Annotated in this window: 25 protein-coding genes; 16 read left to right on the forward strand and 9 right to left on the reverse strand. The window is 60.7% G+C overall.

The window, feature by feature from the left end:
* Positions 1-5 precede the first annotated feature (5 nt).
* A complete protein-coding gene (locus HT585_RS08470) occupies positions 6-710 on the reverse strand; it encodes a 4Fe-4S dicluster domain-containing protein (protein ID WP_176352501.1) in 705 nt (234 codons plus the stop codon).
* 107 nt (positions 711-817) lie between these two features.
* Positions 818-2392: a trimethylamine methyltransferase family protein gene (locus HT585_RS08475; protein WP_173420297.1), complete on the reverse strand. Its 1575-nt coding sequence runs from the start codon at positions 2390-2392 to the stop codon at positions 818-820.
* A 337-nt stretch (positions 2393-2729) separates the two neighbouring features.
* Between HT585_RS08475 and HT585_RS08480 the strand changes: the two genes are divergently transcribed.
* The gene (locus HT585_RS08480) at positions 2730-3428 is read left to right on the forward strand and encodes a corrinoid protein (RefSeq protein ID WP_077503856.1); all 699 of its coding nucleotides are present in this window, start codon (positions 2730-2732) and stop codon (positions 3426-3428) included.
* 213 nt (positions 3429-3641) lie between these two features.
* Here the strand turns inward: HT585_RS08480 and HT585_RS08485 are convergent, their stop codons facing one another.
* A complete protein-coding gene (locus HT585_RS08485) occupies positions 3642-3800 on the reverse strand; it encodes an entericidin domain-containing protein (RefSeq protein WP_112815668.1) in 159 nt (52 codons plus the stop codon).
* A 39-nt stretch (positions 3801-3839) separates the two neighbouring features.
* On the opposite strand from HT585_RS08485, the gene HT585_RS08490 reads away from it, so the two are divergent.
* Entirely contained in the window at positions 3840-4460 is a 621-nt protein-coding gene (locus HT585_RS08490; RefSeq protein ID WP_176352502.1) for a DUF1638 domain-containing protein, read from the forward strand.
* Between the two features lie 52 nt (positions 4461-4512).
* On the opposite strand, the gene HT585_RS08495 is transcribed toward HT585_RS08490, so the two are convergent.
* Positions 4513-5751, reverse strand: a complete 1239-nt coding sequence (locus HT585_RS08495; RefSeq protein ID WP_246707603.1) for a GGDEF domain-containing protein — start codon at positions 5749-5751, stop codon at positions 4513-4515.
* 297 nt (positions 5752-6048) lie between these two features.
* Positions 6049-7488, reverse strand: a complete 1440-nt coding sequence (locus HT585_RS08500; RefSeq protein ID WP_176352503.1) for a DUF1254 domain-containing protein — start codon at positions 7486-7488, stop codon at positions 6049-6051.
* Positions 7489-8065: 577 nt separating this feature from the next.
* On the opposite strand from HT585_RS08500, the gene HT585_RS08505 reads away from it, so the two are divergent.
* The 4 genes from HT585_RS08505 (at position 8066) to HT585_RS08520 (ending at position 9763) form a co-directional block, all read left to right on the forward strand.
* Positions 8066-8278 carry a hypothetical protein gene (locus HT585_RS08505; protein ID WP_176352504.1) on the forward strand — a complete coding sequence of 71 codons (213 nt, stop codon included), beginning with the start codon at positions 8066-8068 and terminating at the stop codon, positions 8276-8278.
* A 127-nt stretch (positions 8279-8405) separates the two neighbouring features.
* On the forward strand, positions 8406-8723 hold the full coding sequence (locus HT585_RS08510) for a hypothetical protein (RefSeq protein WP_176352505.1): 318 nt from the start codon (positions 8406-8408) through the stop codon (positions 8721-8723).
* 64 nt (positions 8724-8787) lie between these two features.
* Positions 8788-9123: a hypothetical protein gene (locus HT585_RS08515; RefSeq protein WP_176352506.1), complete on the forward strand. Its 336-nt coding sequence runs from the start codon at positions 8788-8790 to the stop codon at positions 9121-9123.
* A 136-nt stretch (positions 9124-9259) separates the two neighbouring features.
* Positions 9260-9763 carry a YciE/YciF ferroxidase family protein gene (locus HT585_RS08520; protein ID WP_176352507.1) on the forward strand — a complete coding sequence of 168 codons (504 nt, stop codon included), beginning with the start codon at positions 9260-9262 and terminating at the stop codon, positions 9761-9763.
* A 221-nt stretch (positions 9764-9984) separates the two neighbouring features.
* On the opposite strand, the gene HT585_RS08525 is transcribed toward HT585_RS08520, so the two are convergent.
* The 4 genes from HT585_RS08525 to HT585_RS08540 all read right to left on the reverse strand — a co-directional run bounded on the left by HT585_RS08525 (position 9985) and on the right by HT585_RS08540 (position 14395).
* Positions 9985-11097 carry an AI-2E family transporter gene (locus HT585_RS08525; RefSeq protein WP_176353236.1) on the reverse strand — a complete coding sequence of 371 codons (1113 nt, stop codon included), beginning with the start codon at positions 11095-11097 and terminating at the stop codon, positions 9985-9987.
* Positions 11098-11786: 689 nt separating this feature from the next.
* Positions 11787-12158 (reverse strand): COG4315 family predicted lipoprotein, encoded by a 372-nt coding sequence (locus tag HT585_RS08530; RefSeq protein WP_176352508.1) that lies wholly within the window; start codon positions 12156-12158, stop codon positions 11787-11789.
* Positions 12159-12699: 541 nt separating this feature from the next.
* Positions 12700-12933: a hypothetical protein gene (locus HT585_RS08535; protein WP_176352509.1), complete on the reverse strand. Its 234-nt coding sequence runs from the start codon at positions 12931-12933 to the stop codon at positions 12700-12702.
* Between the two features lie 409 nt (positions 12934-13342).
* Positions 13343-14395: a sensor histidine kinase gene (locus tag HT585_RS08540; protein WP_176352510.1), complete on the reverse strand. Its 1053-nt coding sequence runs from the start codon at positions 14393-14395 to the stop codon at positions 13343-13345.
* Positions 14396-14950: 555 nt separating this feature from the next.
* Here HT585_RS08540 and HT585_RS08545 point away from each other — a divergent pair.
* From HT585_RS08545 to HT585_RS08585, 10 genes are all read left to right on the forward strand, one after another.
* Complete coding sequence (locus HT585_RS08545) at positions 14951-15259, forward strand: hypothetical protein (protein WP_176352511.1); 309 nt, start codon at positions 14951-14953, stop codon at positions 15257-15259.
* A gap of 47 nt (positions 15260-15306) precedes the next feature.
* The gene (locus HT585_RS32065) at positions 15307-15429 is read left to right on the forward strand and encodes a hypothetical protein (RefSeq protein ID WP_281410670.1); all 123 of its coding nucleotides are present in this window, start codon (positions 15307-15309) and stop codon (positions 15427-15429) included.
* 90 nt (positions 15430-15519) lie between these two features.
* Positions 15520-15783: a DUF1488 family protein gene (locus HT585_RS08550; protein WP_176352512.1), complete on the forward strand. Its 264-nt coding sequence runs from the start codon at positions 15520-15522 to the stop codon at positions 15781-15783.
* Between the two features lie 127 nt (positions 15784-15910).
* Complete coding sequence (locus HT585_RS08555) at positions 15911-16714, forward strand: formyl transferase (RefSeq protein WP_176352513.1); 804 nt, start codon at positions 15911-15913, stop codon at positions 16712-16714.
* A gap of 259 nt (positions 16715-16973) precedes the next feature.
* On the forward strand, positions 16974-17276 hold the full coding sequence (locus HT585_RS08560; protein ID WP_176352514.1) for a virulence factor: 303 nt from the start codon (positions 16974-16976) through the stop codon (positions 17274-17276).
* The gene (locus tag HT585_RS08565; RefSeq protein ID WP_176352515.1) at positions 17269-17877 is read left to right on the forward strand and encodes a methylenetetrahydrofolate reductase C-terminal domain-containing protein; all 609 of its coding nucleotides are present in this window, start codon (positions 17269-17271) and stop codon (positions 17875-17877) included. The genes HT585_RS08560 and HT585_RS08565 overlap by 8 nt, the downstream gene beginning before the upstream one ends.
* Positions 17874-18965, forward strand: coding sequence for a methylenetetrahydrofolate reductase (locus HT585_RS08570; RefSeq protein WP_176352516.1), 1092 nt, complete (start codon positions 17874-17876; stop codon positions 18963-18965). Before HT585_RS08565 ends, HT585_RS08570 begins: the two co-directional genes overlap by 4 nt.
* A gap of 98 nt (positions 18966-19063) precedes the next feature.
* Positions 19064-20029, forward strand: a complete 966-nt coding sequence (locus HT585_RS08575) for a methyltetrahydrofolate cobalamin methyltransferase (protein WP_176352517.1) — start codon at positions 19064-19066, stop codon at positions 20027-20029.
* 368 nt (positions 20030-20397) lie between these two features.
* A complete protein-coding gene (locus tag HT585_RS08580; protein ID WP_176352518.1) occupies positions 20398-20745 on the forward strand; it encodes a hypothetical protein in 348 nt (115 codons plus the stop codon).
* 162 nt (positions 20746-20907) lie between these two features.
* The gene (locus HT585_RS08585) at positions 20908-22980 is read left to right on the forward strand and encodes an ASKHA domain-containing protein (protein WP_176352519.1); all 2073 of its coding nucleotides are present in this window, start codon (positions 20908-20910) and stop codon (positions 22978-22980) included.
* Positions 22981-23110: the final 130 nt, after the last annotated feature.

Here is a 23110-nt window from a genome sequence, read left to right on the forward strand (position 1 = left end):
AAAGCTTACAGCTCCAGTGCGGCCATGTGAAAGTGTAGCTGATCGGGCGAATAGCGATAGTCCCGCCCAATGGGACAAGCATCGCGGGAAAGACATCCGCGCTTGAGACAGCCGTTCCTGCCCGCCTCTGTTCGGAGGTGGCTGCGACAGCGACCGACATTGAATTGCAGGTCTTCGAGCGCGCCGGCGGGACAGGCGGAAACGCACGGCTTTTCCACGCAGCTGTCGCACGGATGCGCAGCCCACCGCTCGCCATCGGCGGGCAAGGCCATGTCGAACGCCAGCGCGCCGCGATAGCCGTGCCAGAGCCCGTAGCGCGGGTGGATGAGAATGCCTGATGTAGACGCCTTCAGCCCTTCCGCGCGCATCGCCCATTGCTGGAACGGCTGCCAGGGCCGATCCGACGGGAAATAGGCCGTGGCTCCGTGAGTACGGGCGATCTCGCCGATCACCGCCTTCGACCAGGTGTCGAGCGGATCGGCACCGCCCCGATCAAGCGCTTCCTTGCGCCAGCGTACGAACGGCTGCCATAGCGAGCCGCCGATATTGCCGATCAGTGCGACGCTTGCGGCCGGGCGACCATCCGCCAGCAAGGGTCCCGCATCGCCGGAAGCAAAGTTCAGCGTGCCGCGCAAAAAAAGTCCGTGCGGCTCAAGAGCCGCACGGATCGTTTCAAGTCGAGTGTCCGCTTTTGCGGATGGCGCCGTCATTTCGGTTTCGGCCCCTGTAGATCGTAATGCGGGCGCCAGACTTCCTTCTGGATCATGTCAGCCACCTGCGCCGCGCCGCCTTGCTCCCTGGCTCGTTCGGGACCCTTTCAGGTGAAAGCGTCCGGCATCGAATCCTTGCGCTGGTCGATAAAGGCCTTCAGCGCGTCGTCGATCGCGGGATCGAGATATGGCGCCTCATAGTGCTCCAGCCAGCTACGGCAAAGCGCGTTGGCGCGCTGCTCGATGCGCTTCTCACCTTCCACTTCCCACTGTTCGTAGGAGTTGTTGTCGGCAAGCGGCGACCGGTAGAAGGCCGTCTGGAAGTTGGCTTGGGTATGGGCGCAGCCGAGATAGTGGCTGCCGGGGCCGACTTCGCGGATGGCGTCGAGCGCCTGGGCATTCTCCGAGAGATCCACGCCTTCGGCCATCTTCTGCATCATGCCGAGCTGGTCCTGGTCGATCATGAACTTCTCATAGGACGAGACCAGACCGCCTTCCAGCCAACCGGCCGCGTGCAGCACGAAGTTGGTGCCGGCAAGCAGCGTCATGTTGAGCGTATTGGCCGATTCGTGGGCTGCCTGGGCGTCGGGAACCTTGGAGCCGCAGAGCGACCCACCGGTGCGGAACGGCAGCTTCAGGCGGCGGGCGAGCTGTGCCGCGCCGTAGGAGACCAGCGACGGCTCCGGCGTGCCGAAGGTCGGTGCGCCCGACTGCATGGAAATCGATGCCGCGAACGTGCCGAACAGGACAGGCGCGCCCTTGCGGATCAGCTGGGTGAACGAGGCACCGGCCAGCACTTCGGCCAGGATCTGCGTCAAGGTACCGGCAACCGTGACCGGGCTCATGGCGCCCGACAGGATGAAGGGCGAAAGCACGCAGGCCTGGTTGTGCCGCGCATAGACCTTGAGCGCGCCCACCATGGTCTCGTCGAAGACCATCGGCGAGTTGGCATTGATCAGGTTCAAGGTGACGCAATTGTTTTCGACGAACTCGTCACCAAAGACGATCTTCGCCATGGCAATCGTGTCTTCGGCGCGCTCGGGCGCCGTCACCGACCCCATGAACGGCTTGTCGGAATATTTGATGTGGCTGTAGACCATGTCGAGGTGACGCTTGTTCACCGGAATGTCGACCGGTTCGCAGACCGTGCCGCCGGACGAATGTATCGACGGCGCCATGTAGGCGAGCTTCACGAAATTGCGGAAGTCCTCAATGGTTGCGTAACGCCTGACGCCTTCGAGGTCGCGCACGAAGGGCGGGCCATAGACCGGCGCGAAGATCGTCGCCTTGCCGCCGACCTGGGCGCTGCGAGCAGGGTTGCGGGCGTGCCAGGTAAATTCCGACGGCGCCGTTTTCAGAAGCTCGCGGCAAAGACCCTTCGGAAAGTGAACGCGCTGGCCGCGCACGTCGGCACCCGCCTGCTTCCAGAGCTCAAGCGCCTCGGCGTCGTCACGAAACTCGATGCCGATTTCTTCCAGGATCGTGTCGGCATTGCGCTCGATGAGCTCCAGGCCCTCTTCGTCCAAGACCTCGTATTCCCTGATCTTGCGCTGGATATAGGGCAGCGACGGCCCTGCGCCGCCGCCGGTGCGCGACGCACGCCGTGCCGCCGCTCCCCGCCCCTCGCCTCGCGAGCGGCGACCGCCACCCTCAACCGCGTCCTGATCTGTCACGTCGCTCATTTACTTAATTCCTCTCCCGCGCATTTCGATATCTTGCGCCTTCAAGCACCGATTGGCCCTAATGCTACCAAGCCGCAAGGACTGTACGGGTCTCAATGCGCCAACGAGTGGCGCAACTCGAACACTGCGATCTGCGTCATCGTCGGCCAAAAACCGCATGGCGCGAATATATTGTTTTTGTTAAGAATATACAGACCTCGAAAGAAGCTGCTCTGCCGTCGCTTTTTGTCATATGCGACGTCGCTTTCGAAAACAGATTTTTACACGTCGACCGCTATTGATTGTTGAACGTGTCCGGATTTTAGCCCGGCCGTGCCAGGAACCGAGGAACCCTACTATGGCAGACGATGAAATCATTCTCGAGGACCTTTCCGACGAGGAACTTGTGCAGCAGATGCATGACGACCTCTATGACGGCCTCAAGGAGGAGATCGAGGACGCAACCAACATCCTGCTCAAGCGTGGTTGGACGCCCTACGACGTCCTGACGCAGGCACTGGTCGAAGGCATGCGCATCGTCGGCGTCGACTTCCGCGATGGCATCCTGTTCGTGCCGGAAGTCCTGCTGTCGGCCAACGCGATGAAAGCCGGCATGTTCATCCTGCGCCCGCTTCTCGCCGAAACCGGCGCACCGAAGCTCGGCAAGATGGTGATTGGCACCGTCAAGGGCGACATTCACGACATCGGCAAGAACCTCGTGGGCATGATGATGGAAGGCGCCGGCTTCGACGTCGTCGACCTCGGCATCAACAACCCGGTCGAGAACTACCTGGAAGCGATCGAGCGCGAGCAGCCCGACATCCTCGGCATGTCGGCGCTCCTGACCACCACCATGCCCTACATGAAGGTCGTGATCGATACGCTGAAGGAAAAGGGCCTGCGTGACGACTACGTTGTTCTCGTTGGCGGCGCGCCGCTCAACGAAGAATTCGGCAAGGCCGTCGGCGCCGACGCCTATTGCCGCGACGCGGCCGTCGCGGTTGAAACCGCCAAGGACTTCATGAAGCGCAAGCACAACCTGCTCGCTGCCGGCTGAGCCTGGCTCGCCAACACGAAAGCCGGCCGCAGCGATGACGCTTGCGGCCGGCTTTTTCATTTGCGGTCATGAAAGCCGTAGGCCTTTGCGACAGAGCATCCGCCGCCCGGCGACCGGCGCGCCAGAATTTCTGCGGCTGTTCCACGTCGAGAGGGAGCGGAACACCGGGAACCAAAGCCGCCTGCAAGATCGTCGCGCGGTCGGTTGCGGGCATCAGTTGGCGGCGTTGGCCACCTTCTTGCCGGCCGACTGTGTCGCGTTGACGGTGTTTGCGGTATCCTGCCCCATGCCTCGGATGGTGTTGCCGCAGGCGCTGAGCGTCGTCAGAGCAATCAGGATGACACTGACGGTCGCAAGGGTTTGTGCTTTCATGGCCAGCTTCCTTCACATTGGTGGGTAAGTGGGATCGAGATGGAAAAAGTATCGCGCACAATACAACGCACAAAACCGGAAAAAGTTCACGTCATCGGTTGCGGCGCAATCGCGCGCGAAATCCTCGCTATCTGTCAGGCAAACCAGCTCGACCATGTCGACCTCGCCTGTCTTCCCGCCATCTGGCACAACACACCCGACAGGATCACCCCGGGCGTTCGGGAAGCGATCGCCAAGGCGCGTCAGGAGGGCTTCAAGCGCATCTTCGTCGCCTATGCCGATTGCGGCACCGGAGGCCACCTCGACCGGCTCTGCGAGGAAGAAGGCGTCGAACGCATCCCCGGCCCGCATTGCTATTCCTTCTTTGCCGGCAACGATGACTTTGCCAGCCGCTGGGACGATGATCTGACGGCGTTCTTCCTTACCGACTTCCTCGCCCGCCAGTTCGAGGCCTTCGTCGTCGAGCCGCTCGGCCTCAAGCGTCACCCGGAACTCAGGGACATGTATTTCGGCCACTACCGCAAGCTCGTCTACCTCTCGCAGCAGGAAGACGAGACGCTGCAGGCAAAGGCGAAGGAGGCTGCCGACTATCTCGGCCTCGAATACGAATACCGCTTCACCGGCTATGGCGACCTGACGACATCGCTCTTGAGCGCGTGATCCTGAAACCGACCCCGTCGCGACTTGGCCGCGGCACGCAGTACAGCGGACTTCAGCTCGCCAACAGGATGGAAGCCTGGGCCGCATCGTCTCCCGCAGCACCGGAGCCGGTCGGCCCGCGCCACGTACCATCGAAGATCGAGACGGTATTGCGCCCATCCCGCTTGGCTTCATAGAGAGCGGCATCCGCCGCCCGAAGAAGGTCTTCGAGAGAGGCTTCCGAAGGTTTGCCCAAGGCGACGCCAAGGCTCGCAGTGACGACATGTCCGTCGCCGAGACCACGATTGCGGATCCCCAGCGCCTCGATCGCCGCCCTTATCCTCTCGGCCATGTCGGTTGCCTGCTCGCGCTCGACATCGGTCATCAGCACCAGGATCTCTTCGCCGCCGAAACGGAAGGTTTCGCCAGCGCCCGCAACCTCGCGCAGGATGCAGCGGCAGGCAGCGCGCAGGCAATCGTCGCCTTCGATATGGCCGTGAACATCGTTGAACAATTTGAAGCGATCGATATCGAGCATGATGACCGCTACCGTGACCGCGGCGTCCTGCTTGCTCCAGATCGCCTGACGCCGGCGCGCCAGCGAATGGCGGTTGAACAGACCGGTCAGTTCGTCGCGCTCGGATTTGCGCTCCAGTTCGGCGTGCAGCAGGCTGCCGCGCAGCTGATGGAGAAAATTCAGCCGGTCCTTGTGCTCCATGAAATAGGCGCTCATCGCCAGGAAGATTGCCAAGGTCACGTAGAAGGTAATGATGCCGGTATAGGTGACGTCATCGAAGGAGCCGTTCAACTTGGTGGTCGTGAATTGCACGGCGCACATCAGCGCCAGGCCAAGCACGATGGTGGCAAACCTTGGGCGTAGAGCGATGACAAAGAACAGGAACGCCGCGACATTGCCGTTCTGATAGACGAACAGGTAGGGACTGCTGCTGAAAACCGCGACCGACATCGGTAGCGAAACCCCGAGCACGGCGACACAGATGGCAAGAAGATCGTAATTGCGCGCACTCGGCCAGCGCCTGAGCGCCAGCACGCTGAACAGAGCGAAAGGCGTGAAGATGCCGAACCGAACAAGCACGAGCTGCCAGAACACATCCGGCATCATCGTCGCGTCGCCGAAAAACACGCTGTCGTAGATGAGCGTGCCGATCAGCGCCCAGATCGCGGCAAGCCTGACGCGGCTTGCGGCGTAGTCGCGCAGGAAAGCCGCTTCGATATCGGGCGAAAAGCGCAAGAACTTGAACCCGCGGCCGATCTGGCGGTCAACGTCCCCTAGCGTCACGACGCCCATCATCGACCCTCCGGCTTGTGAAACGGACGCATGAGAGGTGACACATAAAGCTGAACACGCCCTAAAGAGCGGCCCCAGCCCGTCGATCGCCGGAGATAGGCTGACTTGCTCGACAGGAGGCCTCAATCCAGGGCAGGCAAGCCGTTAATGGCGCGCGGCAATCACCGCGCCCGTCGCAATCATCGCGCTGCCGCCAGCAGCTTCTTCCCGGCAACAGCCGGGACGGCATTGCGCCAGGAACGGACGCGAAAGTGCCCCTTCGCGCCCGGCAACGGCAGATAAAAAGGCGATCAGCGCCGGCTACCCGGCCTTCTTGACCGCCGGGATGACCCAGGAGCCATCCAGGATGGATGGCGGACTGTCGTCGGGCCAGTAGAGCCGCATCATCAGGATGAACTTGTCGTTCGGCGCAGGCAGCCAGTTGGTTTCCTTGTCCGCGCCGGGAGACTCGTGCTGGATGTAGATATCCGTCGATCCGTCCGGATTTGTCTTGGGGTTTTGCCGAGCACTGATCGAGTAGCGGTTGATCGGGTTTTCCACGAAGAAATACTGCTCGTTGTACATGGTAATCGACCAGAACCCTCGCACAGGCGGCAACTGCCCTTTTGGAAAGGTCAGGACGTACTTGTTCGCCCCGTTATATGCCCGGGCAATGAGGCCATCCTTCGACTTCAGCGAGGTTGGATAGACCGCGTCTTGCGGACGATTGGCGCCAAGGCCGATGGCGGTTATCAGCGCGCGCTGGAGATAGTTGGTCCCGTAAACGCCGGTCACGGTCGTGTAACCCCAACCGTTGATGTCCTTGATATCGCCATCGCTGAACTTGAAGTGCAGCATGATGCGGTGGAAAGCGAACTCGGGAATGCGCTTGACGAATGCGGCATCCAGCTTGGCCTTGTCGAAGGCCTGGCCCGGAACGATGCCGATCTGCGCGAACTTCGCGACCGTCTCGGCATCGGCGGCTGTCGGCGGATTGGCCTTCATCAGTTCGCTCAGCAGGGTGAAATACTCGACCGCATCCATACGGTTGACCTGCTCGCGCACGGCCGTCTTCATGTCGATGGCGGGGTCGACCTTTCCCGGCGGCGGCGTCCATTCCTTGCCGTAGGCGCTGAGCGGCACGAGCTTGCACTGGTCCTGCAATGCGTGAACGGCCGCGTAGTCTTCCGGTGTGCCGTCGCAATAGATGCGGCCGAGGATCCAGATCAGGTTCGTCGCCGATCGGTATTCGGTCACGCCGTCGGGCAGTTGGCCCTGCCAACCGGGACCGGTGATGGCGTAAGATTGTGCGCCGTCGCCTGTCGTGCGTTTTCCCGGCACCTGAAACACCGTCGTCCATCCATCGAGCATCGGAAACAGGAAGTAGCGATCCTTCATATCGGGGATCGAGAGGACCCACGGCTGCTCTTCGACATTGATGAACGCGGTCGTGTAGAGCGTGTCGGCATTCGGCGCAGTGACGTCCTTGAAGGACGCGTCCGGATATTCGCGAAGCTTGATGATGTGGCCCATCGGGCCCTTGCTGCCCTCGGGCTTTTCGACATTGGTGACGACGCGGCGTGTTACTTCCATCGTCACCAGGGGATATCCATAGATATAGGCTTCGACCGCGAGCCAGAATTCGTCGGCAGCTTCGATCGGATCGATAAGCGGTGATTCAAAGGCATGCACTGATGAAAATGAAGCGCTGGCGAGTAAACCCATTCCTCCCATCGCGACGGCGCGGCGTGTCAGATCCATGTTCGCCTCCTATTTGCCCTCATGGCGCACGGACGTTAGCATAAGCTAATCAATGCTACTAGGCATTGTGCACCGCGAAATCACAGCTTGAAAACGCAAGGGTCGGATTCCGCATTGCCTTGGCGGCCATCAGTTGGCCTGCCCCGCCCTCAAGTCCCGAAATGAAACCGGCCAGACGGCGGAAATCGCTCCGCGTCACGACAGACACGTTGGGCGACGTGGCAACGGCCGGAAACAGCGCGAGACTACATATGGAGAAAGAAACGACAGTCAGTAAAAGACCATGACTGAACTCATTTTCATATATCTTTGAAAGATCCCCAAATACACAATGCCAAAATTAGCGCTGTTTTAAAGAAATGCACATCGAGTTCAGAGCGAGATTTACAAAGATATATCCCGGATAGTTCGATCTTTTGAAGAATACAACTTCGTGTCCCTGGTTCGCCATTCGGACGTTTTTGGGAACCAAGTTCTTCCCAGCCCGTTTACACAGGACACATACCTTTCCGACGCTTCCTCTGCCGCCTGACAGTTGGCCGTCTTTGCGCCGAAATCCGACACTCGGGAGCGTTCAATGACACGGCATATCAAATATGAACAAGAGGCACTGCTGCGCGGCTGGGATGCAGTCTACGATCTGGAAGAGTTCATTCTGGCATACAGTTTGGCGCCGCTCGCCGCGCGTGAAATCTTCGCGAAAGCCGGCCCTCGCAGGCTCGATCTCGCTAACGCGATGGACGCACGAAAGCTGGCAACGGCCAAACACTCGACGATAACGCGCTTATGATCCGCGCTTGACTGATGTCGGTTGCCTCCGTGCGATATTGCGCGCAGGGTAGTTGGTCGACAGCGATTGAAGCGGGCGCTGTTGCGAACGGGTCTATGTGCCTGTGCCCCAACAAAAGGAGGACGTCATGTCTTCCAGCCATCCAAAATATTATCTTGATGCAGACGACCTCAACCTGTTGGTCGAGGTGCTCACGGCCGCCGGCTTCTATGGGACGACGGCCAAGGCAGACCCAAGCGGAAGGCACGCCGCAACGCGCTTCCTGATGGCCGCGCTCCAAAACGGCATTAATAGCCGCGAAATGCTCGCTGCAGCGCTTATCGAGCGTGGCAGCGCGTCGAACGGAGAGCATCAGACGCCGGCGCAAACGAAAGCCGAAGCGATCGATCGATGGGATGACGAAGGCGGCGCTGTCTCAGGCGCCACCGCCAGGTCTCCTGTCTGACCAGCGACTTGAACGTCGACCGAGCGGCCGTCAGCCCTTCCAATGTTCCAAACGGGAGAATTCGATGCACACACTGCCCAGCCTGACGGGCCACCACCTCAGCCCCCGCGAACTTTCAGTGGTGCGGCGGGTTTTTGAAGCGACCTGTTTGAAGACACGGATCCAGGAGCGCGGCGTGCAGGCCGATCGCCTGGCGAGGTTCATCATGGACGAACTCCGGTTCGGCAACACCGATGAATCGTCTCTTCTCGAATGTGCCCTGTGGCACGAGACGCGGCGCAGTCCATCCGCAACCAAGAGCCAATCGATCGTCGATGTCCGAACAGCAAGAACCCGCGAGGGCCGCGATCCCGGCCAACCGGTAAAAACGGGTGCTCCTCATCATCGAGGCACACGCTAGCCTCCGCTCCGACGCGGCTCGCCACGTCTATCAAAGATCTGGACATCAAGAACCTGGCCGCCCCTGACGGGCAGCCGGCAGGACCAGGCACGTTGCCTGGAGCATGACAGAGAACCCTCTAGCCAAAGGAGCCATCATGGCCAAGGACATCAAGACACTGGACGTGCTTTTTCACGATACGTTGAAGGACGTCTACTTCGCCGAGAGCAAGATCATCGACACACTGCCGAAGATGCGCGATGCCGCCAGGAGCAAACCGCTCAAGGATGCGTTCATCAAGCATCTCACAGAGACCAAGGTTCATGTCGAGAGGCTGGAAGAGGTCTTCAAAATCATCGGCAAGAAGCCTGAAAAGAAGACATGTGACGCCATCATGGGCATCACCAAGGAAGGTGCCTCGATCATGGACGAGTATGAAGGCTCGCCCGCGCTCGACGCCGGACTGCTTGCCGCCGCACAGGCGGTCGAACATTACGAAATGTCACGCTATGGCACATTGCGCACCTGGGCGCAGGAACTCGGCATGAAAGATGCCGCCAAGCTTCTTCAAATGACACTCGATGAAGAGCAGGCGACAGACATTGCCCTGACCGCGATCGCCACCAAGGTCGTCAACCAGAATGCAGAAAAAGCGGCCTAGAGACTTTTCAGGGAAAAACGAGACGCACCAACGCGAAAATCTGCCCGGCTTGATCCTATCGAGCCGGGCAAAGGCTGTTACGCGCCCACGAGATCGACGTGCCCTTGGTCACGTGCACAAAAGACCGTGAAATGCGGCGCTGTCACGCGTGGCGTCAGCACACAGATTTCTCCGTCAAACTGACGCAACGACATCTGCGCAGATTGGTAGGAGATGGCAACCTAGCCCCTTGGGCCGGTTCCGCTGTCTTCGGGTAAGGGGGAATGCGAAGCCGATTGCGCCCGCTCATCGAGTTCAGCTGCCGCCCACTCGAGAAACAGGTTGTATGCGACTGCCAAAAGGGTCGGCCCGAGAAAGAGCCCGATCAACCCGAAGGCCAGCACACCGCCAACAAGCCCGAACAAGCCCAGCAAAACCGGCAGGTTGCTGTTTTGGTTGAGCAGGTAGGGTCGAATGAAATTGTCAATGGCGCTGACGAGCAAAAGGCCCCAGAGGGCGATGAAGATCGCCCATCCCATGGAACCCTGAAAGAGCAACCAGAGCGCAACAGGCGCCCACACGAAGGGCGGGCCTCCCGGCACGAAAGACAGGGCGAAGGTCAGGCAACCCAACAATATCGGTTGAGGCACGCCGGCGATCCAGAAACCGATCCCGGCCAGCACCCCCTGCGCAAGTGCGGTTCCGATCATCCCATAGACGACGCCCTTTACGGTCAGACCGATGACCGCCAGCAATCTCTTGCCACGAGGACCGGCAACGCGCTCACTGATCTGGCGCATGAAACCGGTCATGCGCCGACCGTGCAGGAACAAGAAAAAGGTGATGAAGATGCTGAGCGCAAGTCCAAGGACGACCGAACCGAGAGCGGCTCCGCCCGCAAGCGCGATATCGGTAAGAGGGCCTGTGAGTTTCTTGAGTTCTGCGATAAACGCGGGGGCATCATGTGCCAGGTTCTCCCAGTAAACCGCAACGCTCTCGCCGATGGCCGGCAGGCTCCTCACCCAGTTGGGTGGCGCGGGAGGCCCCTCGCCCAGCACATGCGCGAGCCCTTCGGCCAGACTTCTTATGTCGTCGGCGAGCGCAGTCACAAGCAGAACAAGTGGAGCGGCCACAACGATGACAACCAGGATCGTCATGATCGCTGCGGCAAAAGCGCGGTAGCCTCCGACCGCGCGCTCGCAGTGGCGATAGAGCGGCCACGTCGAGAAACAGATCACCGCAGCCCACATTATCGCCGATAGGAACGGCCAAAGAACCAGCGCGCAAGCTACGACCAGCAGCGCAAGCGCGCTGCTGCCGAGAACAGGTCCTATCCATCTGCGAGAATCTGACATTGCCCGATCCGCCTTCGTTTCGGGGCACATTCTTCGGCACGTCTCCATAGCCATACCCACGCGCTGTTCTGCGCGAACGCTGAGCGGCAAGCGGGCCTGGCCAGGCCGGATTGAACGCGAGAACCCATCAACGCCGGCAGCTATGCGAACACTCTGAGCATAGACGCACAGTCGCACTGCATTTCCCGCCACTGCGCTTCACCGCAGACATGGCGATGGAAGCGTCAGGCGGCGATCCGGACCTGCGTTTGATGGTTCGATCAAGCGACGACTATCGCCAACCGATATCGCTGAAACGTTCTTCAAATCTGGGAGAGTTGAGTAATCGCAGCTGCGTGAACCCGCAAACCCATATCGCGCTATGTTGGGCAATTGCCCCTTCGAGGACCTCCTCGGAATAACCCGATCAGTCCAGGAAGGGCATGCAAGTGTCCATCCATGGACGAACGTTCAATACCAGCGGCCGCGACCGTACCAGCCACCGCTGAGAACGAGAACGATCAGAACTATGATGAGCAGTGTGGTGATATCCATTTGGGTCTCCTGGGAGTACCCTGGTGATCGTCAATCACGATGATGGACGATGCTATTTTTTGCTGTACTCCAACGTTATATAACGCGCCAGAAGTGTCTTCGTTCCAGACTGAATAGAAGGCGGCGAGAACGCCGCCTCCCATCGATTGCGTGGCTTACTTGGCGCGGCGCCACACACCGTTGACGCCGTCACCCTTGACGTCTCCGGCCTTCTTGTCTTCGGCATAGGTGTAAAGCGGCTTGCCGTCGTAGGCCCACATTTCCTTGCCGGCCGTGTCCTTGACCAGCGACCATTCGCCTTCCGCCTTCGATTTTGCGGCGGCATGGAACGCCGGCCACATCTTCAGGCAATCGGCGTCGCAGTTCGACTTGCCTTTGGTGTCCTTGTCGAACGTATAGAGGGTCATGCCGTTTCCAGTGGTCATGACCTTGCCCACCTTCGTGTCGACCATCTTGGCCGGTTCAGCGGCATAGGCCGACCATGACGTAGCGGCGGCTACGCCCAATGCGAGTAAAAGCGTTTTCATGATTTTTTCCCATCGGGGATGCCAGCGGAATGCAGGTAGTGCCCGAAGTCTTACGCACAGAAACGCGTGGCTTCGGTGGCTGTTCCATGACGCACCAATTTGATTGTCTAGAAGCGGGCCGCAACTCTGCAGCGACCGGCAAAGTCAGACACGCCGCAGGCCGGCGACGTCTGATGATCTCATTGGGTCAGGCTATCAGACTGCGTTGCGGGAGCGGACCCTGTAAAGATGACGGTCGCGGGTCTGAATGCCCAGACCAAAAGGATGCTCATCGTGACTATGAGCAGCGAGAAAATGAGACGATTTGACATGGCGCCTTCCTCCATATTCGGAGCGCTGTGAATGCAAGTCGCAGCATTCGCCGCCATTGTCAGGTCGAAGATTTCTGGCAAGGAGACGCGCGAGTGCCTTCCATAGGCCTCGCGGTCCGTGCGGTTTGGGAGAGGTTTCAAGTATCCGGTCGCCGCATGGCAACGCAAACGAGTGTATCACATTTCTAGCTTGCCAGGGGCTCCGGCGCAGCGGAGTTGGTACGACCGGATCAGATGATCAATTGCACGATGTGGGAGAACGGCGTCATCGCCCACCGGGCGTTGTCATCTTTGCCCGTCCTGTAAATGATGAAGTCACGGCCGATAGTGAACGTCCCATGCATGGTGATCTCGTTGCCTGTTGAGAGCACAGCTCGAAGCTCGCTTGCCTGGCGTTTCTCTATTTGATCACTGATCAAATCGGCGAGGACCTGATCCAGGATATCAGGCTTTGATTCAGTCAATGGATCACCCCTCGCTTTGTCAGACACCGAACAGGCGCGGTGAACTCGGCACTGCAAGCGCGGCCACCCCAGATTTGCCGCAACTTATGCTCGAGCTCACTGCATGTTGCATTAAATCCTATCCGATTCACCGATAGAAGCATGCACAATTCAGAGCGCAACAGCAACCTTTGCGCGTCTGACGAGACGCACCGCGAGGTAGGCCAATGACAAGGCAACGGATGCTGCGATCGGCTCTTCATTGTGCCCGAGCGAAAGCGAGAGGCAAGACCGCACGCCGGCGCGGTGAGGCGGCGCCGGTTCTCGGGCGTGGCACCAATCCTCGCAAAAGACGTCCCGAATGCCGTGGCGCAGAATCTCATGCATGGCAGCGATGTTGCCAGTGCGGGCCATGCCGCTTTGCCGGACGCTACACTGCTGTCCTGTCGACTTCGGCAATGTGGTGCTGGTGGGTGATTGAAACGTTTGTCCCGGGCATTGCATCTGCCACTGTGATCTGGGCAGCCAGCTGGTTGCTGAGCGCTTCCACGATCCCCGTGCCCAGGCCGGGCTTCACGTCTATTTCCCCTGTCGGCATACCTATGCCGTCATCACCGACCTGGAGCGTCCAGTCTTTTCCAGTCGCGTGGTAGTCGACGGTGATTTTCCCCTTGCGGTGCTTCGGGAACGCGTGTTTCAGCGCATTGATTACCAGCTCGGTGACGATGAGCCCGAGGCTTATCGAAATGTTTGCCTCGGTAAGGGTCTTGTCCACATTGACGTCGATCGAGAGCTGTTCGGGGTCGTAGATCATCGAAGCTCCGAGGCTTCTGCAAAGCTGCTCGAAATAGCTGCGGAGTTCGACCTCACCGCCACTGGATGCCGCGAGCTGCTGCTGGACCGCAGCTATCGACATGACCCGGCTGTGCGCCGACTTCAAATGATTGCGGGTCTCTTCGGATTGAACCTTGCGAGCGCTCTGCAGAAGTATGCTCGCAATGATCTGCAAGCTGTTGGCGACGCGATGCTGGACCTCCCGCAGAAGGATGGCCTTTTCTCGCAGCAGGTCGTCCTTCACTTTCGCAGCGACCAGCGCATCCGTAACGTCGGTCACGGTCAAAAGCAGGCGGACTTGTGTCGTATCCGCGTAGTCAAGCATTTGGGCGTCAAGAACCAGCCGCCGTGTATCCTGACCGGGGCGTCTTAAATCCATCTCGTAACCGTGCACCTCGGCCAATCCCGACGCAGTTGCGCTAAGCAACGCCGACAGTTGCGCGACGTTCCATTCTCCATCGCCGATCCGGGTGAACTTTCTTGCCGTCGCCTTGTGCGCGTCGATCCGAAATGCGCGATAGAAGGACGTACTGGCCGCGATCAGACGCAGATCGCCATCGAGAAGCACGATCGGCGCGCTTGAGGATGCAACGACTGCGAGCGCAAGGCTGAGCGAGGTTTCGGGTTGGAGAGGCGCGTCCTGGTTCATTTTCGTGTCCTTCCGGCCAGAGGCTCTCGGTGCGAGAGCCGTCCCCAGCATGGACGTAGACGGATTGGCTTTGGGAGGGAGATCCATCGGAAACATACTACCACGAATGGCATGAACATGTTCACCTAATCTGGCGAACGCTCGGGAGCCAGCACCGCAGAAGCGCCTTTTGCAATGTCTTGTCAGCCGTTCGGTTAAAGGCGAAATCGATCAAACCGGATGAATAACAGAGCGCACGTCCGCCAGCATGCACAACCGCCTCAATTGAAACTCAATCGACGCGCTATGGTAGAGCCAAGTTGATTTGGCCGAATGTGGCTTTCGCGGTATCAGAACGTCGAACCGCCCCAATCCCCTAAATTCTCGACAGACAGGCAAGCTCGGTTTCAGTGCTTGCGGCCAGCGCTTCGTCAAGAGGCAGATCTCTTTCGATCCGTCTGTTCGTCCGCCCCATTGCAACGAGCATCATTCATCCGTCGGCAGCCAGCGCGAAAGCGCGCAACGGCTGTTTCTGCCGGTTGTTCCTACAGACGCTTGAGGAGGATCGAGACCATTATGAGTGCACTGTCTTTCACGAAACGCATCATCCGCGGCCCGGCCGACACGCCGCCGATCCACCGTTTTCACGTTGGCCAGCTCGTGCGCTCCAAGGGGGCGTTGACGCGGGAATCGATAACCGGCGAAACTTACCGCATTACCGCGACCCTGCCGGTCCGCGACAATGCGCTCCAGTATCGCATACAGAGCAGCCGCGAAATCCACGAGCGGGTGACGGATGAAGGCAATCTCGAAATGGTTGTCAGCAACGGCAAGGATGGGCCAGCGCTCGCCGAGCGCACGTTCAGGAGAACCCATATCCTGTAAGGACCAACGTGCAGGGCATCCGAACAGATCAGCCACAGGAGGCGATCATGAAGTACCACATTCCGGCTCAGATCTATCTCTTCGATTATCGCGGTCTGTTTGCCTGGATCGCCCTTGCGGTCGCCATCGCTGTCGTCATTACCACGATCCTCTTTGGCCGGATCCTGTGATGACACGTCACGAAACCATACACCTATCCGAACTTATCCGCCCGGCCGACCGATTGCCGCGTTAGCCCATCGCCTGGAAAGGACCATCCCATGACACTGAGCTTCCCCAACCAAAGCCGAAGTTTCGACGACACAAGAAACGCCGTTCGTTTTCTAGGCCATGATGGCATGTTCGAAGTGCCCTTCTATGTCGAGGCGGAAGCGCTCGCCCGTGGCACGCCGACCCGGACGACCGAGGCAGCCTGCCTGCAGGCATTCGACGCTGCGCGCAACAAGATCTACGACGTCGCAAAAGCCGCCTACACCCACGGGCGCCGGACGATCTACGTCCTGACGGCCGCGGACTTCCGGTAGCATCAACAACAAAGCAAGTCGTCGGCCCGGGTGGCCAAATCCTCTATCGTCTCCCATCAGCCGCCCTTAAGCCGCCAGTAACGGAGCAACCGCCATATCTGTTGCGACCAACGCATCAGGGGGCGGGATGGCGGACGCAGACAACGAAACCATGACGACCGGCAAGCAATCGGGCCGCGTCGTCGTGGTGACCGCGGGCGGTGAAAATCCGTGGATCATGATCAATGCGCTCGCCGCGCGTTTCGACGATATCGTCGTTCTTGAGGAACGGCCGGAATCCAAGGGGCTTTTCCTGCGCCGCCGGGCGCGAAAGCTCGGCTGGCCGATGGCCCTCGGGCAACTCGCCACCATGGTTGCCTCGCGTTTCGGCAAGCGATTTACACGGAAACGGGCCCAGGAAATCCTGCGGCACTACGGCGTATCGGCAACACCCGACCAGCGTGTGCCGCTACGTCAGGTTCTTTCCATCAACGACGGCGAGGCCGTCAGCCATCTCCGGCAGCTCGCGCCAGAAGTCGTCTTTCTCATCAGCTGCCGCATGCTGAAGCCGGTGACCCTGGCGCAGATCCCCTGCCCTGTGGTCAACTTCCATGCCGGCATCAATCCGCGCTATCGCGGCCTGATGGGCGGTTATTGGGCACGAGTCAGCAACGACGTCGCCAATTTCGGAGCGACCGTGCATCTGGTCGACGAAGGCGTCGATACCGGTGTCATCCTCTACCAGGCGCGCCAGACGCCTGATCGGCGTGATACGATGCACACCTATCCGCTTCTGCAGACGGCCGCCTCCACCGACATCGTCATTGCCGCCCTCGACGACGCCCTCAAGGGCCGATTGCGACCGCTCGATGTCGCAGGCCCGTCGCAACAGTGGTACCACCCGCCCATCTGGACTTGGCTCTGGACCGGAATCCGACGCGGCATCTGGTAGAAAAACCAGACGCGCACTGGTCGCGAAGAGCACGCCGAGATTGGCGGTCAAAAAACGCTAACACCCTGAAATATCTGATACTCATCGGCTGATGGATATCCCGAGCCATGGGCTTGCCCGCGTCGATGCAACGCGTAGAGTGCCTGGGGCCTTCGACGTTCTGCGCCGGCGTCGTTTTTGGACATATCCAACGTCGTGGCGAGGTGAGCCACGACGGCAGGACACAAGCATTGTCGCAGGAAGAGGAGAACGACACCCGATGGCAGATCGCATAATCGTCTACTGGCGCGACATCCCGGCCCAAGTGATCATCAAGAAGGGCCGCACGACCGCCAAGCGCGAGCTTTCGCTGCGCTTCACCGAAGCGATCGACATGTGCGCCATGCGCACCGGTGCTGCCGAAACCGACGACTATCTCGCCGAATGGCGCAAGGCCGACCCCGAGCCCGTTTCCGACGATCTGGAGGCGGAAGCCGACCGCGCCGCAGCCGAACTGGAGGCGGCCTTTGATCGCGAACGCCTGGTCGCGCTCGTCAAATCCGGGGGCCGCGACAATGGCTGAGCCGAAGGCAGCAGGCGCAGCGGAGGCGAAGATCGTCAAGGGCAATGCAGCGGCCGCCGCCAAGGCTGCGACCGGCGCCTTTACGCCATCAGGCGTTTCCCCGAGCCGTCGCTCGCGCCACAAATACACGGTCCGCCTCTGGGCCGTGCGAAATTCGCGCTTCCTCGAATGGTTCTACAACCGTTTCGCCGACATGTTCCTGCTCTTGCATCCATTGTGGAAAGCGATCGGCTACAGCAGGGTGGAGCGACCCGTCACCTTCGTCGAACGCCACGTCAAGGGCTTTCTGTTCGACTGTCGCATGTGCGGCCAGTGTGCGCTGTCGTCGACCGGTATGTCCTGCCCGATGAACTGTCCGAAGCAGCTGCGAAACGGCCCCTGCGGCGGCGTGCGCGCCAACGGCAACTGCGAGGTCGAGCCGGATATGCCCTGCGTCTGGGTGCAGGCGTGGAAAGGCTCGCAGAACATGACGAAGGGCGATGCGATCTTGAACGTGCAAAAGCCGGTGAACCAGTCGCTGCGCGAAACCTCCTCCTGGCTGCGGGTGACGGCCGAAGCGGCCGCCCGCCGCGAAGCACAGGCGAAAGAGAACCAGGCATGAGCCCCGATTACAATCCACACGATCCCGGCGCGCCTCTCGATCCCCTGCCCGGCCATTCTTCGCGCGGACGGCTGGAGCGCGTGCTGCGCCGCGGCGAGTTTGCGGTGACCGCCGAGCTCAACCCGCCCGACAGCGCCAACCCGCAGGATGTCTACGAGCGTGCGGCGATCTTCGACGGCTGGGTCGATGGCATCAACGCCGTCGATGCTTCGGGCGCCAACTGCCACATGTCGTCGGTCGGCATTTGCGCGCTGCTGACGCGCATGGGCTACGCCCCGATCATGCAGATTGCCTGCCGCGACAAGAACCGCATCGCCATCCAGGGCGACGTGCTCGGGGCATCGGCCATGGGCGTGCAGAACGTCATGTGTCTGACCGGCGATGGCGTGCAGGCCGGCGACCAGCCGGGCGCCAAGCCCGTGTTCGATCTCGACTGCATGTCGCTGCTAGAAACCGTGCGCATCATGCGCGACAATTCAAAATTCCTGTCAGGCCGCAAGCTGACGACGCCGCCGCAGGTGTTTCTCGGCGCCGCCATCAATCCCTTTGCGCCGCCCTACGACTTTCGCCCCTATCGTCTTGCCAAGAAGATCGAGGCCGGCGCGCAGTTCGTCCAGAGCCAGTACTGCTTCGACGTGCCGATGTTTCGCGAATACATGAAGAAGGTGCGTGACCTCGGCCTCAACGAAAAATGCTTCATCCTCGTCGGCGTCGGGCCGATGGCATCGGCCAAGACCGCCCGCTGGATCCGCTCCAACGTCCCGGGCATCCATATTCCCGACAGCATCATCACGCGGCTCGAAGGCGCGCAGGACCAGAAGAAGGAAGGCAAGCAGCTCTGCATCGACATCATCAACGAGGTCAAGGAGATCGAAGGCGTCTCCGGCGTCCACGTCATGGCCTATCGCCAGGAAGAATATGTCGCGGAGATCGTGCATGAATCGGGCGTGCTGAAGGGGCGCCAGCCCTGGAAGCGCGAGACGCTGCCGACCGACGCGCTTGTCGCCTCGCGCATGGAGCACATTCGCGAAGGCAAGGAAGAAAACCAGCAGGAGATGGCGGGCGCTGCAGCCCACCACCCCCACTGACGACATTGCAGACACACCGGGGCCGGTCCGTCCGGCCGCTTTCATCGCTCAACGGGTGAGATAACGAAACCCGACGCCACAGGATCAAAGGATCTTACATGACCCGTACCATCGTCGCTTCCGCCACCCGCGAAATCATCATCGGCTTCGACCAGCCCTTCTGCGTCATCGGCGAGCGCATCAACCCGACCGGCCGCAAGAAGCTGGCCGCCGAAATGATCGAGGGCAATTTCGACACCGTCATCAAGGACGCGCTTGAGCAGGTGGCCGCCGGCGCGACGATGCTCGACGTCAATGCCGGCGTCACCGCCGTCAACCCGAACGAGACCGAACCGCCGCTCTTGGTCAAGACGCTGGAGATCGTCCAGGGCCTCGTCGACGTGCCGCTGTCGATCGACAGCTCGGTGTCGGCGGCTATCGAGGCCGCGTTGAAGGTCGCCAAGGGCCGGCCACTGGTCAATTCCGTCACCGGCGAAGAGGAAAAGCTCGAGGCGATCCTGCCGCTCGTCAAGAAATACGACGTGCCGGTGGTGGCCATCTCCAACGACGAGACCGGCATTTCGATGGACCCGGACGTGCGCTTCGCCGTTGCCAAGAAGATCGTCGAGCGCGCCATGGATCACGGCATCAAGCCGCACGACATCGTCGTCGACCCGCTGGTCATGCCGATCGGTGCGCTGGGCGACGCTGGCCGGCAGGTATTTGCGCTTCTGCGCCGTCTGCGTGAAGAGCTGAAGGTCAACACCACCTGCGGCCTTTCCAACATCTCCTTCGGCCTGCCGCATCGCCACGGCATCAATGCCGGCTTCATCCCTATGGTCATCGGCGCCGGCATGACATCCGCCATCATGAACCCTTGCCGTCCGCAAGAAATGGAAGCCGTTCGCGCCGCAAACGTGCTGAACGGCACCGACGCCAATTGCACCAACTGGATCAGGACCTACCGCGACCACAAGCCTGCAGAAGGCGGCCACGCCGTTGCCGCGGCGCCAGCCCCAGCCACCTCCGGCGGCCGCCGCGGCGGGCGCGCTGCACGCACCGGCGGCGCGGCGGCGAGCGAATAACTTTCACTCGGCGTCGAACCGTGCGCCAAAGAGACAATCGGGCGATGAAAAGCCAGTTGCGCCTTTTCGCTCCGATTGTTCCCTTGGCGCTCGTCGCCGGATATGCGTTGTTTGAGGATGCACACGCCTCCGAAAGATTCTACTCTGCGACCTAGGTGCTACCGATCCTTCGCTGTCATACGCATCGCGGCAATCACAAAGAGGATCAACTTCGGCTCCCGGGAACAGATCGCCAATGTCCTCTTCAGGGGAAAGTCGATCAGACTGGCAGCCGCGTTTGCCTCGGCAATCGCGGCTGGGAAACCGACGACGGCATCATAGTCAGCAATCCGACCGCCGCTGTCGCGGCACAGGAGTAGGGATCAACGATGACAACGCGCCGACTTCACCTGGACGCCTTCACGCTCTGGTTCGAAGCCCCTTTCGTGATCGCGCTTCGGCTGCACGAAATGCAGATGGCGGCCTTGACCGGCAAGAGCCAGGATTCGACCGAGATCAACCGCATGGTGTCGGAGAAGATCGCGGCCACAGCGGAAAGTGCGATCGCGGTGAACATGGCGCTCTGGCGCGCCGCCTTCGACAACACGGTGCGGCTGATGACAGGCGGAAACGCATCGTTTGGCCTCGGTGGAACGGCGATCGCCTCGGCCGCGCTCAAGCCCTACGGCACGCGCGTGCGCGGCAATGCCCGGCGGCTGTCGCGCAAGTCGTCGTGAACGGACACGTTTCCGCGACCACACCCCTGACGAAATGATGCTCGCAGATCTTTCCATGTCGGGATCTGACAACTATCAGGCTGCATTCCGGTGCAGTCTGAAGACGTTTATCCATGCTTCGGTCGATCCGGCAGAAGCGGGCTTTAGGAAAGACAGAGCAGAATGCGCATCGAAGGCACTTCCGAAATCGAGACCAACATGACCGAAGCCGCGCATAAGGATCCCCTCGTTCTGTTCATGCCGTCGGGCAAGCGCGGCCGCTTCCCGGTCGGCACGCCGGTGCTCGATGCCGCCCGCTCGCTCGGGGTCTATGTCGAAAGCGTCTGTGGTGGCCGCGCCACCTGTGGCCGCTGTCAGATCGAGGTGCAGGAAGGCAATTTCGCCAAGCACAAGATCGTCTCCTCCAACGACCATATTTCGCCTGTCGGCCCGAAGGAGCAGCGCTATGCCTCGGTGCGCGAACTGCCGGACGGACGCCGTCTCTCCTGTTCCGCCCACATCCTCGGCGATCTCGTCATCGACGTGCCGCAGGACACCGTCATCAACGCCCAAGTCGTGCGCAAGGCGGCGACCGACCGGGTGATCGAGCGCAACGCCGCCGTCCAACTCTGCTATGTCGAGGTCGACGAGCCCGACATGCACAAGCCGCTCGGCGATCTCGACCGGCTGAAGGTGATGCTCGAAAAAGATTGGGGTTGGAAAGATCTCCTGATCGCGCCACACCTGATCCCGCAGATCCAGGGCATCCTGCGCAAGGGCAACTGGGCGGTCACCGCCGCCATCCACCGCGACATGGACTCCTCACGCCCCTTCATCGTTGGCCTGTGGCCGGGGCTGAAGAACGAGGCTTACGGCATTGCCTGTGACATCGGCTCGACGACGATCGCCATGCATCTCGTGTCGCTGCTGTCGGGCCGCATCGTCGGCTCCTCGGGCACCTCGAACCCGCAGATCCGCTTCGGCGAGGATCTGATGAGCCGCGTTTCCTACGTGATGATGAACCCCGATGGCCGCGAGGCCATGACCAAGGCGGTGCGCGAGGCGGTCAACAGCCTGATCGGCAAGGTCTGCGCCGAGGGCGAGGTCGACCGTCACGACATTCTCGACATGGTGTTCGTCGGCAACCCGATCATGCACCACCTGTTCCTCGGCATCGACCCGACCGAACTCGGTCAGGCGCCGTTTGCGCTCGCCGTCTCCGGCGCGCTGCAATACTGGGCGCACGAGATCGATATCGACGTCAACCGCGGCGCGCGGCTCTACATGCTGCCCTGCATCGCCGGCCATGTCGGCGCCGATGCCGCCGGCGCTACCTTGTCTGAAGGGCCCTACCGTCAAGACAAGATGATGCTGCTCGTCGATGTCGGCACCAATGCCGAGATCGTGCTCGGCAACAAGGATCGCGTCGTTGCCGCCTCCTCGCCAACGGGCCCCGCCTTCGAGGGTGCTGAAATCTCCTCCGGCCAGCGTGCTGCACCGGGCGCCATCGAGCGCGTGCGCATCGATCCCGAGACGCTCGAACCCCGCTTCCGCGTCATCGGTGTCGACAAGTGGTCTGATGAGGAGGGTTTTGCCGAGGCAGCCGCCTCCGTCGGCGTCACCGGCATCTGCGGCTCGGCGATCATCGAGATCGTCGCCGAGATGTACCTTTCCGGCATCATCTCGCAGGACGGCGTCGTCGATGGCGCCATGGCGGCAAAAAGCCCGCGCATCATCCCAAACGGCCGCACCTTCTCCTACCTGCTGCACGAGGGCGAGCAGCGCATTACCGTGACGCAGAACGATATCCGCGCCATCCAGCTCGCCAAGGCAGCGCTTTATGCAGGGATCAAGCTGCTCATGGAAAAGCTTGAGATCGACCATGTCGACACCATCCGCTTTGCGGGCGCCTTCGGCTCCTTCATCGACCCCAAATACGCCATGGTGCTGGGGCTGATCCCGGACTGCGATCTCGACGAGGTGAAGGCCGTTGGCAACGCCGCCGGCACCGGCGCGTTGATGGCGCTGCTCAACCGCGGCCACCGCCGCGAAATCGAGCAAACCGTCAACAAAATCGAGAAGATAGAGACGGCTCTTGAATCAAAATTTCAGGAGCATTTCATCAACGCCATGGCGATGCCGAACAAGGTCGACGCCTTCCCGAAACTCTCTCAGGTCGTGACTTTGCCTGAGCCCAAGGTGGCAGCAGATGACGGCGAAGGCGGCGGCAGACGGCGCAGACGCAGCCGGGAGTAGGCACCGCTTCGTTTCCACGGCGTAACGATATCCGAGAACCATGCGCGCGCCTTTGCCCCTCACCCTCTCCGCGCCTGTGGAGAGAGGGAACTCGGTCGTGCAACTTTCTCGCAGTCAGGGATTGGTGTCG

Origin of the sequence: Ensifer oleiphilus, from assembly GCF_013371465.1 — a bacterium.
Lineage (GTDB): Bacteria > Pseudomonadota > Alphaproteobacteria > Rhizobiales > Rhizobiaceae > Ensifer > Ensifer oleiphilus.

What these genes read in the sequence shown, in the direction of transcription:
- HT585_RS08470 (WP_176352501.1), bottom strand. Translation starts at nt 710, where the DNA reads ATGACGGCGCCATCCGCAAAAGCGGACACTCGACTTGAAACGATCCGT.
- HT585_RS08475 (WP_173420297.1), bottom strand. Translation starts at nt 2,392, where the DNA reads ATGAGCGACGTGACAGATCAGGACGCGGTTGAGGGTGGCGGTCGCCGC.
- HT585_RS08480 (WP_077503856.1), top strand. Translation starts at nt 2,730, where the DNA reads ATGGCAGACGATGAAATCATTCTCGAGGACCTTTCCGACGAGGAACTT.
- HT585_RS08485 (WP_112815668.1), bottom strand. Translation starts at nt 3,800, where the DNA reads ATGAAAGCACAAACCCTTGCGACCGTCAGTGTCATCCTGATTGCTCTG.
- HT585_RS08490 (WP_176352502.1), top strand. Translation starts at nt 3,840, where the DNA reads ATGGAAAAAGTATCGCGCACAATACAACGCACAAAACCGGAAAAAGTT.
- HT585_RS08495 (WP_246707603.1), bottom strand. Translation starts at nt 5,751, where the DNA reads ATGATGGGCGTCGTGACGCTAGGGGACGTTGACCGCCAGATCGGCCGC.
- HT585_RS08500 (WP_176352503.1), bottom strand. Translation starts at nt 7,488, where the DNA reads ATGGATCTGACACGCCGCGCCGTCGCGATGGGAGGAATGGGTTTACTC.
- HT585_RS08505 (WP_176352504.1), top strand. Translation starts at nt 8,066, where the DNA reads ATGACACGGCATATCAAATATGAACAAGAGGCACTGCTGCGCGGCTGG.
- HT585_RS08510 (WP_176352505.1), top strand. Translation starts at nt 8,406, where the DNA reads ATGTCTTCCAGCCATCCAAAATATTATCTTGATGCAGACGACCTCAAC.
- HT585_RS08515 (WP_176352506.1), top strand. Translation starts at nt 8,788, where the DNA reads ATGCACACACTGCCCAGCCTGACGGGCCACCACCTCAGCCCCCGCGAA.
- HT585_RS08520 (WP_176352507.1), top strand. Translation starts at nt 9,260, where the DNA reads ATGGCCAAGGACATCAAGACACTGGACGTGCTTTTTCACGATACGTTG.
- HT585_RS08525 (WP_176353236.1), bottom strand. Translation starts at nt 11,097, where the DNA reads ATGTCAGATTCTCGCAGATGGATAGGACCTGTTCTCGGCAGCAGCGCG.
- HT585_RS08530 (WP_176352508.1), bottom strand. Translation starts at nt 12,158, where the DNA reads ATGAAAACGCTTTTACTCGCATTGGGCGTAGCCGCCGCTACGTCATGG.
- HT585_RS08540 (WP_176352510.1), bottom strand. Translation starts at nt 14,395, where the DNA reads ATGAACCAGGACGCGCCTCTCCAACCCGAAACCTCGCTCAGCCTTGCG.
- HT585_RS08545 (WP_176352511.1), top strand. Translation starts at nt 14,951, where the DNA reads ATGAGTGCACTGTCTTTCACGAAACGCATCATCCGCGGCCCGGCCGAC.
- HT585_RS32065 (WP_281410670.1), top strand. Translation starts at nt 15,307, where the DNA reads ATGAAGTACCACATTCCGGCTCAGATCTATCTCTTCGATTATCGCGGT.
- HT585_RS08550 (WP_176352512.1), top strand. Translation starts at nt 15,520, where the DNA reads ATGACACTGAGCTTCCCCAACCAAAGCCGAAGTTTCGACGACACAAGA.
- HT585_RS08555 (WP_176352513.1), top strand. Translation starts at nt 15,911, where the DNA reads ATGGCGGACGCAGACAACGAAACCATGACGACCGGCAAGCAATCGGGC.
- HT585_RS08560 (WP_176352514.1), top strand. Translation starts at nt 16,974, where the DNA reads ATGGCAGATCGCATAATCGTCTACTGGCGCGACATCCCGGCCCAAGTG.
- HT585_RS08565 (WP_176352515.1), top strand. Translation starts at nt 17,269, where the DNA reads ATGGCTGAGCCGAAGGCAGCAGGCGCAGCGGAGGCGAAGATCGTCAAG.
- HT585_RS08570 (WP_176352516.1), top strand. Translation starts at nt 17,874, where the DNA reads ATGAGCCCCGATTACAATCCACACGATCCCGGCGCGCCTCTCGATCCC.
- HT585_RS08575 (WP_176352517.1), top strand. Translation starts at nt 19,064, where the DNA reads ATGACCCGTACCATCGTCGCTTCCGCCACCCGCGAAATCATCATCGGC.
- HT585_RS08580 (WP_176352518.1), top strand. Translation starts at nt 20,398, where the DNA reads ATGACAACGCGCCGACTTCACCTGGACGCCTTCACGCTCTGGTTCGAA.
- HT585_RS08585 (WP_176352519.1), top strand. Translation starts at nt 20,908, where the DNA reads ATGCGCATCGAAGGCACTTCCGAAATCGAGACCAACATGACCGAAGCC.